Origin of the sequence: Pseudomonas sp. B40(2017) (assembly GCF_002112855.1) — a bacterium.
GTDB classification, from domain to species: domain Bacteria; phylum Pseudomonadota; class Gammaproteobacteria; order Pseudomonadales; family Pseudomonadaceae; genus Aquipseudomonas; species Aquipseudomonas pharyngis.
In genome coordinates this window covers 657923-674947 of the sequence record NZ_NEIT01000001.1, presented here as the reverse complement: position 1 = coordinate 674947, position 17025 = coordinate 657923, and the positions used below count along the sequence as shown (strand labels likewise).

At 59.0% G+C, this 17025-nt stretch carries 14 protein-coding genes; 11 read left to right on the top strand and 3 right to left on the bottom strand.

Features of this window, described 5'->3' with window-relative positions; translation table 11 throughout:
* Positions 1 to 76: 76 nt before the first annotated feature.
* From CAF76_RS03135 to CAF76_RS03100, 8 genes are all read left to right on the top strand, one after another.
* Positions 77 to 925, top strand: a complete 849-nt coding sequence (locus tag CAF76_RS03135; protein WP_085603277.1) for a transporter substrate-binding domain-containing protein — start codon at positions 77 to 79, stop codon at positions 923 to 925.
* 51 nt (positions 926 to 976) lie between these two features.
* Positions 977 to 1639, top strand: coding sequence for an amino acid ABC transporter permease (locus tag CAF76_RS03130; protein ID WP_059405928.1), 663 nt, complete (start codon positions 977 to 979; stop codon positions 1637 to 1639).
* Between the two features lie 9 nt (positions 1640 to 1648).
* The gene (locus CAF76_RS03125; RefSeq protein WP_085646785.1) at positions 1649 to 2311 is read left to right on the top strand and encodes an amino acid ABC transporter permease; all 663 of its coding nucleotides are present in this window, start codon (positions 1649 to 1651) and stop codon (positions 2309 to 2311) included.
* Positions 2308 to 3105: an amino acid ABC transporter ATP-binding protein gene (locus tag CAF76_RS03120; RefSeq protein WP_007960239.1), complete on the top strand. Its 798-nt coding sequence runs from the start codon at positions 2308 to 2310 to the stop codon at positions 3103 to 3105. The genes CAF76_RS03125 and CAF76_RS03120 overlap by 4 nt, the downstream gene beginning before the upstream one ends.
* A gap of 31 nt (positions 3106 to 3136) precedes the next feature.
* On the top strand, positions 3137 to 3526 hold the full coding sequence (locus CAF76_RS03115) for a RidA family protein (protein ID WP_039768794.1): 390 nt from the start codon (positions 3137 to 3139) through the stop codon (positions 3524 to 3526).
* A 143-nt stretch (positions 3527 to 3669) separates the two neighbouring features.
* Positions 3670 to 4434, top strand: coding sequence for an IclR family transcriptional regulator (locus tag CAF76_RS03110; RefSeq protein ID WP_085646784.1), 765 nt, complete (start codon positions 3670 to 3672; stop codon positions 4432 to 4434).
* Between the two features lie 39 nt (positions 4435 to 4473).
* Positions 4474 to 5694 (top strand): amino acid deaminase, encoded by a 1221-nt coding sequence (locus tag CAF76_RS03105; RefSeq protein WP_064596998.1) that lies wholly within the window; start codon positions 4474 to 4476, stop codon positions 5692 to 5694.
* The gene (locus tag CAF76_RS03100) at positions 5694 to 6626 is read left to right on the top strand and encodes a sugar kinase (protein WP_085646783.1); all 933 of its coding nucleotides are present in this window, start codon (positions 5694 to 5696) and stop codon (positions 6624 to 6626) included. Before CAF76_RS03105 ends, CAF76_RS03100 begins: the two co-directional genes overlap by 1 nt.
* Positions 6627 to 6746: 120 nt before the next feature.
* Here CAF76_RS03100 and CAF76_RS03095 read toward each other — a convergent pair whose 3' ends face one another.
* Together CAF76_RS03095 and CAF76_RS03090 are read right to left on the bottom strand one after the other, a co-directional pair.
* On the bottom strand, positions 6747 to 7022 hold the full coding sequence (locus CAF76_RS03095; protein WP_007952044.1) for a peptidylprolyl isomerase: 276 nt from the start codon (positions 7020 to 7022) through the stop codon (positions 6747 to 6749).
* 50 nt (positions 7023 to 7072) lie between these two features.
* Positions 7073 to 9610 (bottom strand): PAS domain-containing protein, encoded by a 2538-nt coding sequence (locus CAF76_RS03090; RefSeq protein WP_085646782.1) that lies wholly within the window; start codon positions 9608 to 9610, stop codon positions 7073 to 7075.
* Positions 9611 to 9738: 128 nt separating this feature from the next.
* Here CAF76_RS03090 and CAF76_RS03085 point away from each other — a divergent pair, with 128 nt between their 5' ends.
* From CAF76_RS03085 to CAF76_RS03075, 3 genes are all read left to right on the top strand, one after another.
* Positions 9739 to 10851 carry a PilT/PilU family type 4a pilus ATPase gene (locus CAF76_RS03085; protein ID WP_064596992.1) on the top strand — a complete coding sequence of 371 codons (1113 nt, stop codon included), beginning with the start codon at positions 9739 to 9741 and terminating at the stop codon, positions 10849 to 10851.
* 219 nt (positions 10852 to 11070) lie between these two features.
* Positions 11071 to 12459 (top strand): hypothetical protein, encoded by a 1389-nt coding sequence (locus CAF76_RS03080; protein WP_143491802.1) that lies wholly within the window; start codon positions 11071 to 11073, stop codon positions 12457 to 12459.
* The gene (locus tag CAF76_RS03075; RefSeq protein WP_085646780.1) at positions 12456 to 14933 is read left to right on the top strand and encodes a hypothetical protein; all 2478 of its coding nucleotides are present in this window, start codon (positions 12456 to 12458) and stop codon (positions 14931 to 14933) included. The genes CAF76_RS03080 and CAF76_RS03075 overlap by 4 nt, the downstream gene beginning before the upstream one ends.
* A gap of 33 nt (positions 14934 to 14966) precedes the next feature.
* Here the strand turns inward: CAF76_RS03075 and CAF76_RS03070 are convergent, their stop codons facing one another.
* Entirely contained in the window at positions 14967 to 16925 is a 1959-nt protein-coding gene (locus CAF76_RS03070; RefSeq protein WP_085646779.1) for an acetoacetate--CoA ligase, read from the bottom strand.
* Between the last annotated feature and the right edge of the window lie 100 nt (positions 16926 to 17025).

The window sequence follows — 17025 nt, the reverse complement described above, 5'->3', positions numbered from 1 at the left end:
ACTTTCTGCTGTCTATTCCGTAGTAACAAACCGTGTTCCGGTATAGCGGAATAAACAATCCTCTGGAGTGCTTGCCATGCATCGCCGACCTTCCTTGTTCAAAGCGTGTGTTTTTGTTCTCGCGGCTTCGTCCGCTGTCATGGGTATGGCCCAGGCGGCCGACAGCAAGCTCGACAGCGTCCTGGCCCGTGGAAAACTGATTGTGGGCACCGGCAGCACCAATGCGCCGTGGCACTTCCAGGGTGCGGACGGCAAGTTGCAGGGTTTTGATATCGACATCGCGCGGATAGTGGCCAAAGGTCTGTTCAATGACCCGAGCAAGGTCGAGTTCGTGGTGCAGTCGTCCGATGCGCGGATTCCCAACCTGCTGACCGACAAAGTCGATATGAGCTGCCAGTTCATCACCGTCACCGCCAGCCGTGCGCAGCAAGTGGCGTTCACTCTGCCGTACTACCGCGAAGGCGTCGGCCTGCTGCTGCCGAACAACAGCAAGTACAAGGAAATCGAAGACCTGCAGGCAGGGGGCGATGGCGTGACCGTGGCCGTGCTGCAGAACGTGTACGCCGAAGAGCTGGTGCATCAGGCGCTGCCCAAGGCCAAGGTCGATCAGTACGACAGCGTCGATCTGATGTATCAGGCGGTGAACTCCGGCCGCGCCGATGCCGCCGCCACCGACCAATCTTCGGTCAAATACCTGATGGTGCAGAACCCTGGCCGCTACCGCAGCCCGACTTACGCCTGGAGTCCGCAGACCTACGCCTGCGCCGTCAAACGTGGCGATCAGGACTGGCTGAACTTCGTCAATACCGCGCTGCATGAAGCCATGACCGGCGTCGAGTTCCCGACTTATGCCGCCTCGTTCAAGCAATGGTTCGGCGTCGATCTGCCATCGCCTGCCATCGGTTTCCCTGTCGAATTCAAATGATCCCGTGAGAGTGGGGCGCCCTGATGCGCCCCGCTCAAGGTACTGCCGACCATGAACTATCAGTTGAACTTTGCCGCCGTGTGGCGCGATTTCGACACCTTGCTGGCGGGGCTCGGTCTGGGCCTCGAGCTGGCGCTGGTGTCGATCGCCATCGGCTGCGTGATCGGCCTGCTGATGGCGTTTGCCTTGCTGTCGAAGCATCGCGCCTTGCGGGTGCTGGCATCGGTGTATGTGACGGTGATCCGTAACACGCCGATTCTGGTGTTGATTCTGTTGATCTACTTTGCGTTGCCAAGCCTGGGGATCCGGCTGGACAAGATCCCGTCGTTCATCATCACCCTGTCGCTGTATGCCGGGGCGTACCTGACCGAAGTGTTCCGCGGCGGTTTGTTGAGCATCCCCAAGGGCCAGCGTGAAGCCGGGCTGGCCATCGGTCTGGGCGAGTGGCAGGTGAAAGCCTACGTCACTGTGCCGGTGATGTTGCGCAACGTGCTGCCGGCGCTGTCGAACAACTTCATTTCGCTGTTCAAGGACACCTCGCTGGCCGCTGCGATCGCGGTGCCGGAGCTGACCTATTACGCGCGCAAGATCAACGTCGAAAGCTACCGGGTGATCGAAACCTGGCTGGTGACCACGGCGTTGTATGTCGCGGCCTGTTACCTCATTGCCATGCTGCTGCGTTACCTCGAGCAGCGTCTGGCGATCCGCCGATAGGAGGCTGCGATGTACCAATCTCCCAGTTGGTTGCATGAGTTGTGGATTGCCCGCGAAGCCTTGTGGCAAGGCTTTCTGACCAGCGTGCTGGTGTCGGCGCTGGCGATTCTGTTCGGCACCGTCATCGGCGTATTCGCCGGGCTGGTGCTGACCTACGGCAAGTTCTGGATGCGCGCGCCGTTCCGTTTTTATGTCGACCTGATTCGCGGCACGCCGGTGTTCGTGCTGGTGCTGGCGTGCTTTTACATGGCGCCGGCGCTCGGTTGGCAGATCAGTGCCTTTCAGGCCGGCGCCCTCGGGCTGACGCTGTTTTGCGGCTCTCACGTGGCCGAAATTGTGCGCGGTGCGTTGCAGGCCTTGCCGCGCGGGCAGATGGAAGCGGGCAAGGCCATCGGCCTGACGTTCTATCAATCCCTTGGTTATGTGCTGTTGCCTCAGGCACTACGGCAGATCCTGCCGACCTGGGTCAACTCGTCCACGGAAATCGTCAAGGCCTCGACCTTGCTGTCGGTGATCGGCGTGGCCGAGCTGTTGCTCAGCACTCAGCAGATCATTGCCCGGACGTTCATGACCTTGGAGTTTTATCTTTTCGCCGGTTTTCTGTTCTTCGTCATCAACTACGGCATCGAATTACTCGGCCGGCACATTGAAAAGCGGGTGTCCCTGCCATGACTCAAGCTCAAGTTTCCAACGTCCAGAACGGTCAGCCGCTGCTGGACATCCGTGGCCTGCACAAGCAATACGGCGCGGTCGAAGTGCTCAAGGGTGTCGACCTGAGCATGCAGCGCGGCAACGTGGTGACGCTGATCGGCTCCAGCGGCTCGGGCAAGACCACGCTGCTGCGTTGCGTGAACATGCTGGAGGAATTCCAGGGCGGGCAGATCCTGCTCGACGGCGAATCCATCGGCTATGACGAACTCAACGGCAAGCGCGTGCGACACCCGGAAAAAGTCATTGCCCGTCATCGGGCGATGACCGGCATGGCGTTTCAGCAATTCAACCTGTTCCCGCATCTGACCGCGTTGCAGAACGTCACGCTCGGCCTGCTGAAAGTAAAAAAGATGCACAAGGACGAAGCCGTGGTCCTGGCCGAGAAATGGCTGGAGCGGGTCGGCCTGCTGGAACGGCGCAATCACTTTCCCGGCCAGTTGTCCGGCGGTCAGCAGCAGCGCGTGGCGATTGCCCGGGCGATTGCGATGAACCCGAGCCTGATGCTGTTCGACGAAGTCACCTCGGCCCTCGATCCGGAACTGGTCGGCGAAGTGCTGAACGTGATCAAAGGCCTGGCCGAGGACGGCATGACCATGTTGCTGGTGACCCACGAAATGCGTTTTGCCTTCGAGGTTTCGGACAAGATCGTTTTCATGAATCAGGGGCGCATCGAAGAGCAGGGGCCTCCCAAGGAACTGTTCGAGCGTCCTCAATCGCCGCGGCTGGCGGAATTTCTCAAAAGCACGCGGTTCTGACTTTTCACTTTTTCAATCAGGAGAAACACCCATGAGCATTACTCGTTACGGCACCGGCAGCACCGCCGCTGGCGGCCAGCCGCGTCCATTCGCCCGCGCCGTTGAGGCCGATGGCTGGCTGCACGTTTCCGGGCAGGTGCCGGCGGTGGATGGCGAGATCATTGTGGGCGGCATCGTCGAGCAGACGCACCAGACCATGAAGAACCTGATCGCGATTCTCGAAGAGGCCGGTTATGGCCTGGAAGACGTGGTACGCGCTGGCGTGTGGCTGGACGATCCGCGGGATTTCACCAGTTTCAACAAGGTCTTCGGCGAGTACTTCAAGCCCGAACACGCACCGGCCCGGGCCTGTGTGCAGGCGAGCATGATGGTCGACTGCAAGGTCGAGATCGACTGCATTGCGTACAAGAAAAAGGCCTGAGCCGGGGCGACTTCATCGCCAGCAGGCTGGCTCCCACAGGGGAGCGCATTCCAAATGTGGGAGCCAGCCTGCTGGCGATGGCGCCTAACGGTCGACGCAAAACTGTCGGTAAACTCCCGGCACTTTGAATGGGAACCACTGAAATGACCGAAGACACCATCAAGCGCCGGGCACGCGGTCTGGACCGGGCGTTCGATATCCTCGATTTCCTCAAGGAAATCGGCCAGCCACTGCGCCCCAACGACATCGCCAACGGCATCGGCAGCCCGAAATCCACGGTCTACGAACTGGTGGCGTCGTTGCTCGATCGGCGGATCCTGGAGCCGGTGGGCAAGGACGGTCACGTCTATCTCGGTCGTCAGCTGTACTTCCTCGGGCAGGCGCATTTGCGGCATTTCGACCTCAGTCGCGAGGCTGATCACGCGTTGCAGGAGATCGTCAGCCAGACCCGGGAAACCGCGCAGATGTGCCTGCTTAACGGGCGCAAATACACAGTGGCGCTGATGAAGGAGGGCGAGCGGCATTTCCGCATTTCTTCCGATATCGGCGAAAACGCGCCGATCCCGTGGACCGCCTCGGGACGCCTGCTGCTGGCGCACTTGAGTGACCAGCAGATCATCGATTTGATCGACCCCGAGGACTTCATCCTGCCGGATGGCGAACGCCTGCTAATGGAGACGTTTCTGGCGGAAATCCGTCAGGCCGGCATCGACGGTTTCTTCTCCTTCGACAGTGTCGCCGACACCTTTACCCACTGCTTCGCCGCCCCGGTCAAAGACCCGAATGGCGTGGCCATCTGCACCCTGTGCATCGTCGCCCCGCGCGCCGATGCCAAGACCCATTACAACGACTATCGCCGGGTCTTGATCGAGAGCGCCAACAGCCTCGCCCGGCGAATCAACGAATAACCGCGCTTGCCTGCGGGCGCGACTGTGAGGAGTTCGACCATGACGACTGCCAACAACACTGCTGCCGTGGAAAAGGGCGATGCCGCCGTCGGCGCGCAACTGGTGCGTGACATCAGCCTGCCGGCGCTGGTGCTGCACCGTGAAGCGCTGGAACACAACATCCGCTGGATGCAGAAATTCGTCAGCGACAGCGGCGCCGAACTTGCGCCCCATGGCAAGACCAGCATGACCCCGGCGCTGTTTCGTCGTCAGCTCGACGCCGGCGCGTGGGGCATCACCCTGGCCAGCGCCACCCAGACCCGCGCCGCTTACGCCCACGGCGTGCGCCGGGTGTTGATGGCCAACCAATTGGTCGGCACGCCGAACATGGCGTTGATTGCCGACCTGCTGGCGGCGGATTCGGGCTTCGATTTCTATTGCATGGTCGATCACCCGGACAACGTCGCTGATCTGGGCGCTTACTTCGCGTCGCGTGGCGTGCGGTTGAACGTGATGATCGAGTACGGGGTGGTCGGTGGCCGTTGCGGTTGCCGCAGCGAGCAGGAAGTCATCGAACTGGCCAAGGCCATCGGCGCGCAGCCGGCACTGGCCTTGACCGGCATCGAAGGTTACGAAGGCGTGATCCATGGCGATCACGCCGTCACCGGCATCCGTGAATTCGCCGCCTCGCTGGTGCGTCTGGCGGTGCAGTTGCAGGACAGCGGCGCGTTCGCTATCGCCAAGCCGATCATCACCGCGTCGGGTTCGGCCTGGTACGACCTGATTGCCGAATCGTTCGAAGCGCAGAACGCTGGCGGGCGTTTCCTCAGCGTGTTGCGTCCCGGCAGTTACGTGGCGCACGACCATGGCATTTATAAAGAGGCGCAGTGCTGCGTGCTCGATCGTCGCAGTGACCTGCACGAAGGGCTGCGTCCGGCGCTGGAAGTCTGGGCCCACGTGCAGTCGATGCCGGAGCCTGGCTTTGCCGTGATTGCCCTGGGCAAGCGTGACGTGGCGTTCGATGCCGGGATGCCGGTGCCGTTGCTGCGTTACAAGGCCGGTGTGCTGCCGGCGGTGGGCGACGATGTCGGTGCCTGCAAGGTGACGGCGGTGATGGACCAGCACGCGTTCATGACCGTGGCGCCGGGCGTGGAATTGCGCGTCGGCGACATCATTTCCTTTGGCACTTCCCACCCGTGCCTGACCTTCGACAAGTGGCGCGTAGGGCTGCTGGTGGACGAGCAGTTGTCGGTGATCGAAACCATGGAAACCTGCTTCTGATGAACATGCTCAGTGCATTGGGTCCGAACACCCCGCGCATCGCCCTGATCGGTGAATGCATGATCGAACTCCAGCAACGTGCCGATGGCAGCCTGCAACAAAGCTTTGGCGGTGACACGCTGAACACGGCGGTCTATCTGTCCCGCGCCATGGGCGACAAGGCGCAGGTCGATTACGTCACGGCGTTGGGTGATGACAGCTTCAGTGATGCGATGTGCCGCAGTTGGGCGGATGAAAACATTGGCCTGGATCTGGTCCAGCGTTTGCCCGGTCGCCTGCCGGGCCTGTATTGCATCCAGACCGATGCCGCCGGGGAGCGTCGCTTCCTTTACTGGCGCAACGAAGCCGCCGTGCGCGACTGCTTCACCACGCCGGCGGCCGCACCGATTCTGGCGGCGCTGCCGGATTATGACGTGTTGTATTTCAGCGGTATCACGTTGGCGGTACTCGGCGCACAGGGCCGTGAAAAACTGATTCAAACCTTGATCGAAGCCCGTCAGCGTGATGCGCGAATAGTCTTCGACAACAACTATCGGCCGCGACTGTGGGCTTCAGTGGAGGCGGCGCGGGCGGCGTATCGCAGCGTGTTGCCCCATGTCGATCTGGCGTTGCTGACGGTGGACGACGAGCAGGCGCTGTTCCATTTCGAGGACTGTGACGCGGTGTTTGAAGCATACGCGCAGAAAGGCACGCCGGAAGTGGTGCTCAAACGCGGCGCCGAAGCCTGTCTGATCCGTTGCGACGGGGAGGCGTTCGAAATCCCGGCGCAGAAGGTCGAGAAGGTGGTGGACACCACGGCGGCGGGGGATTCGTTCAGTGCGGCGTATCTGGCGAGTCGTTTGCTTGGGGGCAGCCCGGCGGAAGCGGCGCAGGCCGGCCATCTGCTAGCGAGCCAGGTTATTCAAGTACCCGGAGCTCTGATTCCGAAGTAACCGGTGACCGATTGCCGGGCAATCGGATCGTGAGCAGGCTCGCTCCCACAGTGATTGTGTGTCGTTCACGATTTTTTTGTGGGAGCGGGCCTGCTCGCGATTGGCCCTGAAGCCAAACACTTAATCGCGGTAAAACACCTGCACCAGGTGATAACCGAACTTGCTCTTGATCGGCCCGTGCACCGTGCGCAGCGGCTTTTTGAAGATCACCGCATCGATCGCGCCGACCATCTGTCCCGGCCGCACTTCACCCAGATCGCCGCCGCGCTTGCCGGACGGACAGGTCGAAAACTTCTTCGCCAGCACATCGAACGCTTCACCATTGGCGATGCGTTGTTTGAGTTTTTCAGCCTCTTCGGCGGTCTTCACCAGAATATGGCGGGCTTGGGCTTTCATCGTGCAATACCTGTAGCGGGGTGACGGCGGGGCGCGGATTATGCCTCAAGTCACGGGGTTTGGCTGGTCATCGTGCGGATCTTGACGGCCAGCTGTTCGATGGAAAACGGTTTGGCGACCATGTCCATACCGTCTTCGAGGAAGCCCTGGCGTTCGGCGGCTTTCTGCGCGTAACCGGTCATGAACAACACTTTGAGCCCCGGACGATGCTGGCGGGCGATCTCAGCCAGTTGCCGGCCGTTCATGCCTGGCAGGCCGACGTCGGTCACCAGCAGGTCAACCCGCATGTCCGACTCCAGCAGCGGCAGGGCACTCCTGGCGTCTTCGGCCTCATGGGCGCGATAACCCAGCTCCTTGAGCAGGTCCATCACCAGCATGCGCACCGCCGGATCGTCCTCGACCACCACCACGGTTTCGCCGGTCGCGGGGGTGGGTGTCTCGCTGACCGTTTCCGCCAATGGCTGCTCAGGTTCCGGCGCGTGGAGGCGCGGCAAGTACAGCCGCACGCAGGTGCCCTGGCCAGGCAGGCTGTCGAGGCTGACGTGTCCACCCGATTGCTGGGCAAAGCCATAAATCATCGATAACCCGAGCCCGGTGCCTTGCCCGATGGGTTTGGTCGTAAAGAACGGATCGAACGCCTTGGAGCGCACCGAAGGCGTCATGCCGGTGCCGTTGTCGCTCACCGCGAGCATCAAGTAGTCACCGGCCTTGACCGGTTCGAGGGTGGTGATGTCGTTGCCGTCGAGGTAGACGTTAGCGGTTTCGATTAATAGCTCGCCGCCGTCGGGCATGGCGTCGCGGGCGTTGATCACCAGATTGAGCAGGGCGTTTTCCAGTTGGCTGACATCCGTACTGACGGACCAGACATTGTCGGCGAGGCGCAACTTGAGCTCGATCGGATCACCCTTGGTGCGGCGGATCAGGTCTTCCAGCGAACGGATCAGTTCGTTGACGTCGATGGTCTTGCGATCCAGCGACTGGCGCCGGGAGAACGCCAGCAGACGGTGGGTCAGTGCCGCCGCGCGGTTGGCCGAGGACACCGCCGCGTCGGTGAAACGGCCGATCTCATCGGCGCGGCCATTGGCGATGTAGCGCTGCATCAGGTCGAGGCTGCCGATGATGCCGGTCAGCATGTTGTTGAAGTCGTGGGCGATGCCGCCGGTGAGCTGGCCGACCGCTTCCATTTTCTGCGCATGGCGCAGAGCGTCTTCGGCGCGTTCGCGTTCGAACATCTCGTTCTGCAAACGCTGGTTGGCCTGGGCCAGTTGTTCGGTGCGCGCACTCACGCGTTCCTCAAGGGTTTCATTGAGGTTGCGCAGGGCTTCTTCGGTCTTTTTACGTTCGGTCTCGTCGATCACGAAGATGTAGAAACCGTTCACCGCACCGTCCGCGCCGTGGCGCGGCAGGTAGTTCATCAAGGCATGCCGCTGGCTGCCGTCGCGGTGCGGCGTGTACAGGCTGAACGAGCAAGGGCGGCCGGCGAGGGCTTCGGCGATGTACGGCGCCCGCAGGAAATAGGCCTCTTCGCCGATCACCTCACGGATCGTGCGACCGTACAGCTCTTGAGGCGTGAGCCCGTACCAGTCGAGGTACGCGGCGTTGTTCAGGCGAAAGCGTTCTTCGTGGTCGACATAGCTGATCAGGATCGGCATGGCGTTGATGATCAGTTGCAGCTCGGTCTGGCTTTGGCGCAATGCCTGTTCGGTGTGCTTGCGCTCGGTCAGATCCAGCGCGGCGCCGAGAAAACGCATCGGCCGGCCATGATGATCCTTGTAGCAGCGCCCGCGGGCGAACACCCAGCGCAGCTCGCCATTGGCTTGCAGTAACCGGTATTCCTCGGCGTATTCGGTGCCGTGGGTGATGCAGTGCTTGATGCTGCGGGCAATCATCGCGCGGTCTTCGGGGTGCACGCCTTGCAGGTATTCGCTGATCGGCAACTGACCGGCCAGCGCCGGATCGACACCGTGCAACTGGGCGAAATGCGCGTCGGCGATGAAGCGGTCTTCGCCGATGTCCCAATCCCAGGTGCCGACCGCATCGGTGGCTGCCAGCGCCAGTTGCAGGCGCTCTTCGCTTTCGCGCTGGGCCTTGAGACTGTCTTCCGAGCGTTGCTGCAGTTCCAGGGCGATGCGCCGGCGTTCGTTGGTTTCAATGGCGGTGACCAGAATGCCAGCCACTTGCGCGCTTTCATCGCGGATCGGGCTGTAGGTCAAATCCAGCCAGAAGTCGGAATCCTTGCCGTCCCGTTGCAAGGTGAAGCGCCGTTCGCTGTAGGTTCGCACCTGGCCTTGTAGGACTGCGCTGTAAATCGGGTCGGTAAAGTCTCGAAGTTCCGGCCATATCTGGTGTGCCGGCTGTCCGAAAGCGTGCGGATGCTTGCTGCCGGCCAGCAGCGCAAAGCCGTTGTTGTAGATCTGGGTCAACTGCGGACCCCACAACAGCAGCATTGGCATCGGCGAGTGAATCACGATGTCCACCGCGGTGCGCAAGCTCTGTGGCCAGGTGCCGGAGGCGCCCAGCGGGCTGCGGCTCCAGTTGGTGCGGGCAATCAATGCCTGGGCGTCGTTGGTGTTCGGTACAGCGTTCATCACATCAATCCTGAGCATCGGTCGGTGAGGCGGCGTCTACTATCCTAGTGCGGTAGACGCTGTAAGGCCCGTTGCGTCACGACGACGGGCCTTGCGATTCATTGAAAGCTTCACGGGTGTTTCTTGCCATGGAAATCGACGCACTGCTCAAACTGCTGGCGAGCCGTCACGGTTCGGATCTGTTTCTTTCCACCGGTGCACCACCCAGTGCGCGGTTCGACGGGGTACTGACGCCCTTGAGCGACCAGCCCTTCAAACCCGGCGAGGTGAGCAGTGTCGCCGCCTCCCTGATGGACGCCGAGCAGCGCCGTGAGTTCGACCGGGATCTGGAAATGAACCTGGCGATTTCTCGAACGGGTATCGGCCGCTTCCGGGTCAATATTTTCAAACAACGCAACGACGTGTCGATTGTTATCCGTAACGTCAAACTCGACATTCCGCGATTCGAAGACCTCAAATTACCGCCAGTGCTGCTCGAAACGGTGATGCTCAAGCAGGGGTTGATTCTGTTCGTGGGCGCTACCGACTCCGGCAAGTCTACCTCCCTGGCGGCGCTGATCGATCATCGCAATCGCCACAGCAGCGGGCACATCATCACCATTGAGGATCCGGTGGAGTATATCCATCGACACAAGAAGTCGATCATCAATCAGCGCGAAGTCGGGGTCGACACACGTAGCTTTCATGCGGCGCTCAAGAACACCTTGCGCCAGGCTCCGGACGTGGTGCTGATCGGCGAGATCCGCGACCGCGAGACCATGGAGCATGCATTGGCGTTCGCCGAAACCGGGCATCTGGTTCTCTCCACATTGCATGCTGTCAACGCCAGTCAGGCGCTGGATCGAGCCGTCAATTTATTTCCCGAGGAGCGGCGTCCTCAACTGATGCACGCCTTGGGCAACAACCTCAAGGCTCTTGTGTCCCAGCGTCTGGTACGAACCGTCGATGGGCAGCGGCGCGCGGCCGTGGAAGTGATGCTGGGATCGCCGACGATTGCCGACCTGATCAAAAACAACCAGTTGGACGATCTGAAAGTCATCATGGAAAAGTCCGGGGAACTTGGTATGCGTACCTTTGACAGCGCCCTGCATCAACTAGTGATTGAAGGTGCAATCAGTGAAGACGAAGCATTGAGAAATGCTGACTCAGTCAATAACTTGCGTCTTTCACTGAAGTTAAATGAGCAAAATGTACGTGCCGACAAAACTTCTTCGGAAAGTTGGGGACTGCTTGATGAATAGTAAGCAACTGTAAAAAATGTTTTTCCGCAAGGCCTGGCAATTTTGAAGAGTAAAAGGCGTTGTGCTGGTTTTGTTATTGTTTTTTTGAAGTTTGCATACTTTTGAATGGTTCTGAAAAATTAGCTGACATCGTAAGGGTCGATTTTAAACAGTATTTGCTTGAGTCTGTTTAAAGGTTATTTGCCTGTTCTTTTGTCAGATATTTTTTGAGGATTATTTGTGAGAATTCAATCGAATGCGTCTGCTGTCTCGACGACAGAGGCGGATGTAAAACGTTTGGCAGCTGATCGTGAAGAAACACTATTGGTTGTAGAGCGACTGAATAAGAATGTCGGCAAGTATGGCGAGACCGATGATGTTCAGCTGGATCTGTCAGGCAGTTTTTTTAACATGGTCAAGGGCTCGTCAATTTACAATCTGCATGCACCGCTGGCTGGCCGCATCGAGGAACTGCAGGAGCGTGCATTCATACAGGACGTTATCAATGCACTTGCTATCGAAACCTATAGCCACGCCGCCTTGACGGAAGAGGGTGAACTGCTGATTTTTTCCAAAGGTAAGCTGCTGCCCCCGTTGCCGCTGTACGCCACCCTCGACCAAGACCGCAATGACTTGGACTTGTTGGCGCGGTGCGCGGCGCAGACAGGTGGAGTGATCTGGGACACCAATGAAGGGTCGCTGGAACAATGGCTGAGATTCTATGAGTTCGATATTCCTGCCACTGTGGGCGATTGCAAAAAGCTTATCGAGCATCTAAGCCTTGAAGCATTTGATCCTTGGTTTGGGAATTATTGGGGGCAGATCAGTGGCGAAGATGAGATGTCCGTCGTTCTGACAGATGCAGAAAAAAGTCGTATCAAGGCTTTTACAGCTACTTTATTAACCCATGATGTCCGATTGCTGGACAAGGTATACAAGGGCGCCGCAAGCGCGTTGGCAGGAGCCAATGCCGATAATGGATGGTTGATAGAGGGGATTTTGTTTCACGAGGACACTCAACTTCTGGCGAAAAAATATATCCAGGCACTGGATTGGTATGGCGCCGATGACACCGACTCCATGGCGCCGGAAGAACTGGGTCAATTGATGTTGAGCGCCATTATTATCGATCTAGACTCAACAGAGGGCTCTGAAAACAGAAACGTTATTTGTGGGTATGATCTTTATCAGCCAGCTAATTGCGATTTGCATCCTTATGCAGTCTTAAAACACTTCGAAAATCATTTGATTGCTACAAGAAAAGTGTCCCGGGAAGCCGCCGCTCTAGCCGCCCATATCATGCTCGGTGAACAGGCACCGGAATTTCTGGTGCAAGGCATCAGTGAAGATATGCTGGTCGGTTCTGTTGGCTGGATCAGCTTTTGCAGTGCGGTGGCGACCCTCGAGCTGAAAACCAAAGGGCTGGCCCGTGTAATGAATGCCAGCAAAATCCAAGTGTTTGGCAATATGGAACAGCCGAGCAAATCCTTGCGTGATCTACGAGCCATTGCGGTCATTGACCCGGTGCTCGATTGGGGGCTTATCAACGGCATCATCACTCATGACGCCTTGGCTGCGGACCCTCAGAGCGCATCGAATGTGGTGTTGGCCATTATGAAACGCACATGAAACTGTTAGCCCGGACAGCCGAGGTGCTGGCCAGACCATTGCCTGACAAAATGACCTGCGCATTGCAAGAGTTGAAAAGAGCCCTTCCGGGATGCGATTTCCTGGAGAAGGACGTTCTTTTTGAACAGCGAGTGCGTGATGCGGGCGAGGTGCCTGCACCATCGTTCGCGTTGGACATACGGCCTGTACTGGATAAAGTGACCAAACCCGATCCAAAAGCCAGATCAATGGTCGAAATTCATGCCTCGGGAGAACTTACGAGCCGGCAGTGGGACCTGATGAATCAACCCAGCATCTTCAGACAGTTCGGCGCGCCGATATACGCGTTGGCGCCGATCAAGCCCTTTGTAATCAAGGAGGTTTCGCGGTGGTATGACAACCTGAAAGGTGCAATGACCACCACGTTGAAGCTGGCCATTTCCAGAATGCCTTCGGCGGATCGTCGGGTATTTCTGAACGGTGATGTCAGTTTCTTCACCCTGCGACCGTCCGTAGGTGTTTATCACACGCCGCCGGTGTCCACACAGAATGGCTTGACGGGCGCCGCGTCAGTTTCCAGGACGGTGCTGTCGGAGACTCAGCAGGCTCGAGATGAAGCGACCGGCCGTTATGGCTTTGTCATGTGTGCCTTGAAGGGTGGCAATGAACTGCTCTGCTATGAAGTATTCACCTTGCAGGGTGTGTGTCGCAAAAATGAACGACTGGCTGAACTGGTCCGCCTTTGCGGTGCCATGAACAAGGCTTCGCGTCTGGACTATGACGGGAATCTGAAAGCGTACGTGCCGGCAGCAGCGGTACTGACGTTGCCGACGGACCTGGGGTGTTTCACCGAAGGGCGCAGAAGCGCCAGTGCCAACGACAGTCGCGGTGTCATCGACAAACTGGGAACGCTGCGCAAAATAAATCGTTCGGCCGAATACAACGGTACTGCCTATCAAAGTTTTGACGACGTTCAATTAACGGCGCTGGCAGCCTTTATCGTCGATCATCATCCGCCAGCGACCTACAAGGATGTCGAATCCGTCGCATTGCTGCCGACGCCGCTGGAAGAAGAAAGGCAACGTCTGGAGAAACTCGGGGAGTACGTTCTGAATCTGGTAGTGCCTTTCAGAAGCTGTATCGCCGATCTGACCTCCGGTGACAAGGACCGTATCGCCAGCGGTGTGTTTGGTTGCGTCATGGATGCTATCGGACTGCTCGGAACCGCTGTTGGCGTCGCCAGCAAAGTGATGAGCGTGATCGCGCGTTCGGTGTCGACTACGGCTAAGGTTGCCAGTCTGGCCAGGTTCGCCTTGAGCACGACGATTTCGGTCTTCAATCCACTCGATGGCTTTGGCGCGATGGCCAGAACTGGCGGCAAACTACTCGGACGAGGCGGTGCGCGGCTTGTTCGAAATGGTGTGAAGACCCTCACGTCCGCCAGGTTCCAGTTGCGTCGAATTGTGGGCCATGCAGCGTCTGTCGATCTGTGGCAGGCGAGTGATTACGCAAGACTGTGCCAGGGTAGCTGGCGGCCATCGGCTACGTCGGCTCAAGTACTGAATGTCCGGGCGCTCAAGCAAGGTACTCACTGGTTCGCAATCAACCGATCAGGGCGGGCCTGGGGGCCGAAGCTGAGTGATTTCACCTTTGCTCATGCGTTGCGACCCTATCAGTCTTTCCGAAAACTGCCGGATGCCTATATCGGCCAAATCATCGGCAGAGCCTTGCCCAGGGCGTCCAGCAAGGTCGATGGAGCCTTGAGGTCTCTAGTCAATAATGTCGATCAGCTCAAGACTGACCTGGTAGCCGGTTTGCTGTTTGGCAGCAGTGCCAGGGGGCGAGACAACATGCTGACGTATCTCAAGTTAATCAAAACCGACTTCGACGGCTTTTCGTTCGGCAACTGCCTTCTGGAAGCGGTTCAGGAGGATGGCCGAACGATGCTTATCGACTCCGCGCTTTACCTTGCGTGGAGGCGAGCGGGCATGCCTGCCTCCGAGACTCATCGGTTTATGAAGGTGTACGGAGAAAATCTGCAGGATCATTTCCACAATGCACATCTGAGTACCAACGTCATTGCCGATGACCTGATTCATGAAGTCTTTAAAGTCGATCCGAAATTCCGACAGCTTGCAATTGCCCCCATGAAGCCGGCAATCGAGGCCGAGCATTATAAGTTGGACGTCGCACCGTTGATTAATCTGGCGCGGGGTCACGCGCGCGTCCCGACGAGTATCCAGGCCGATGCCGGTGTGGATGCGAGCCGGGGCAGTTTCAAAGCATCGACCGGCGAAGGCGCGTCGGGAAAATACGACAAGAGTCGCGCCCTGGAGAATGCCGATACCTACGCCGTGATGACCCTGTTGCTGGATCAGGCGTCGGGTGAGTACAACTGGCGATTCCGTCGCAACCTTGAAACACTGCAGAGCGCCGTGACGGCCAGCAACGGCGAGCAGATTGAAGGAGAAGTCCTGCTGGCGTTCGACCTTTGATCGCTGGGGCATCCACTCAGAGGATGCCCCATTTCACTGACCAGTCAGTTCTGGTCGATCCCGAAACTGCTCCAATGCTTCGGGGTTGGCCAGGGCATCCGTGTTTTTCACGGGCTCACCGTGCACGACATTGCGAACCGCCAGTTCAACCACTTTGCCGCTGATCGTGCGTGGAATGTCGGTGACTGCAACGATCTTTGCCGGCACATGCCGCGGCGTGGTGTTGGCGCGGATCACCTGGCGGATCTGCTGTTGCAGTGCCTCATCCAGCGTTACGCCTTCCTTGAGACGCACGAACAGCACCACGCGCACGTCGTCCTGCCAGTGCTGGCCGATGGCGACGCTGTCCAGCACTTGCGGGACTTTCTCCACCTGGCGGTAGATTTCCGCCGTGCCGATACGCACGCCACCGGGGTTGAGCACGGCATCGGAGCGGCCGTGAATCAGCATCCCGCCGTGGGGCAGTTGTTCGGCGTAGTCACCTTGGGCCCAAACGCCGGGGAACTGGCTGAAATAGGATTTGTGCAGCCTTTCGCCATCGGGATCGTTCCAGAGCCCGATGGGCATCGCCGGGAACGGCCGGGTACACACCAGTTCACCTTTTTCGCCGATCACCGGCTTGCCTGCGTCGTTCCACACCTCCACCGCCATGCCCAGGCTCTTGCCCATGAGTTCGCCCCGACGCACAGCCGATAGCGGGTTGCCATTGACGAAGCAGGACACGATGTCCGTACCGCCGGACATCGAGGACAGGCAAACGTCCGGCTTGAAATCGCGGTAAACGAATTCATAACTCTGCGGTGACAGCGCGGAACCGGTGCAGAGCAGGGTTTTCAGGCTGCTGAAGTCATGGCTTTCCCGGGGCTTGATGCCGCTGCTTTCCAGGGTCGCGAGGAATTTCGGGCTGGTACCGAACACGCTGACCTGCTCGTCGTCCAGCAACTCCAGCAACCGCTCGTTGTCCGGATAAAACGGTGAACCGTCATACAGCACCACTGTGCTGCCGACCGCCAGTGCCGAGACCAGCCAGTTCCACATCATCCAGCCGCAGGTGGTGTAGTAGAACAAGCGGTCGCCGGGGCCGAGGTCGACATGCAGCCCGTGTTCCTTGACGTGTTGCAGCAGCACGCCGCCGGTGCTGTGCACGATGCATTTCGGCACGCCGGTGGTGCCGCTGGAATACAGCACGTACAGCGGATGGTCGAACGGCACCGGGACGAAGTGCGGCTCATCGCCGGGGTCATAGAAGTCGTCCCACAGCGTGACGTTGGCGGGCGTGCGGTAATCCGTGGCATGGGCGTGAGGTTGTGCGTAGGGCACGATGATCAACTGTTGCAGGGACGGCAGCTGTTCGAGGATTTCGTTGATCTTGACGGTCTGGTCGATCTCTTTGCCGGCGTAACGGTAACCGGCACAGGTGATGAGTACTTTCGGTTCGATCTGGCCAAACCGGTCGATCACGCCGTGGGTGCCGAAGTCCGGCGACGAGCAAGACCAGATCGCCCCCAGGCTGGTGGTCGCGAGCATCGCCACCAGGGTTTGCCAGGTATTGGGCATGCACCCTGCAACACGGTCGCCGAGCACGACGCCGGCCGCTTGCAGACTGGCCTGGAACCCGGCGACTTGCTGGGCCAGTTCGGTCCAGGTCAGCAGTTCTCGCTGGCCGTTTTCCCCGATAGCGATCACAGCGATGGCATCGTCGCGCCGACTCAGCAGATGCTCGGCGAAATTCAACGTGGCGCCGGGAAACCATTCGGCCCCCGGCATTTTCATGCCTCCACGCAGAACAGCGTCGGGCTGGGTGTGAAAACTGATGTCGAAGAAATCCACGATCGCCTGCCAGAACGCTTCGCGCTGGTCGATGGACCATTGGTGCAGGGCCGGGTAGTCGTCGAGCTTCAGGTGGTGGCGCTGATTGATGAAGCGCCGAAAGCCGTCCATGCGGGACCGGGCAATGCGTTTGGCATCGGGCTGCCAGAGAATGTCGGACATGGTTTGCCTCTTTTTTTTGTTGTTCACATGACCTGTGGGAGCCAGCCTGCTGGCGATTGAGATCGGTCAGTCAAATGATGATCCGCTATCGCCAGCAGGC

Bases quoted from the DNA above. Each gene is read 5' to 3' on its own strand.
- CAF76_RS03135 (WP_085603277.1), top strand. From the start codon at position 77: ATGCATCGCCGACCTTCCTTGTTCAAAGCGTGTGTTTTTGTTCTCGCG.
- CAF76_RS03130 (WP_059405928.1), top strand. From the start codon at position 977: ATGAACTATCAGTTGAACTTTGCCGCCGTGTGGCGCGATTTCGACACC.
- CAF76_RS03125 (WP_085646785.1), top strand. From the start codon at position 1,649: ATGTACCAATCTCCCAGTTGGTTGCATGAGTTGTGGATTGCCCGCGAA.
- CAF76_RS03120 (WP_007960239.1), top strand. From the start codon at position 2,308: ATGACTCAAGCTCAAGTTTCCAACGTCCAGAACGGTCAGCCGCTGCTG.
- CAF76_RS03115 (WP_039768794.1), top strand. From the start codon at position 3,137: ATGAGCATTACTCGTTACGGCACCGGCAGCACCGCCGCTGGCGGCCAG.
- CAF76_RS03110 (WP_085646784.1), top strand. From the start codon at position 3,670: ATGACCGAAGACACCATCAAGCGCCGGGCACGCGGTCTGGACCGGGCG.
- CAF76_RS03105 (WP_064596998.1), top strand. From the start codon at position 4,474: ATGACGACTGCCAACAACACTGCTGCCGTGGAAAAGGGCGATGCCGCC.
- CAF76_RS03100 (WP_085646783.1), top strand. From the start codon at position 5,694: ATGAACATGCTCAGTGCATTGGGTCCGAACACCCCGCGCATCGCCCTG.
- CAF76_RS03095 (WP_007952044.1), bottom strand. From the start codon at position 7,022: ATGAAAGCCCAAGCCCGCCATATTCTGGTGAAGACCGCCGAAGAGGCT.
- CAF76_RS03090 (WP_085646782.1), bottom strand. From the start codon at position 9,610: ATGAACGCTGTACCGAACACCAACGACGCCCAGGCATTGATTGCCCGC.
- CAF76_RS03085 (WP_064596992.1), top strand. From the start codon at position 9,739: ATGGAAATCGACGCACTGCTCAAACTGCTGGCGAGCCGTCACGGTTCG.
- CAF76_RS03075 (WP_085646780.1), top strand. From the start codon at position 12,456: ATGAAACTGTTAGCCCGGACAGCCGAGGTGCTGGCCAGACCATTGCCT.
- CAF76_RS03070 (WP_085646779.1), bottom strand. From the start codon at position 16,925: ATGTCCGACATTCTCTGGCAGCCCGATGCCAAACGCATTGCCCGGTCC.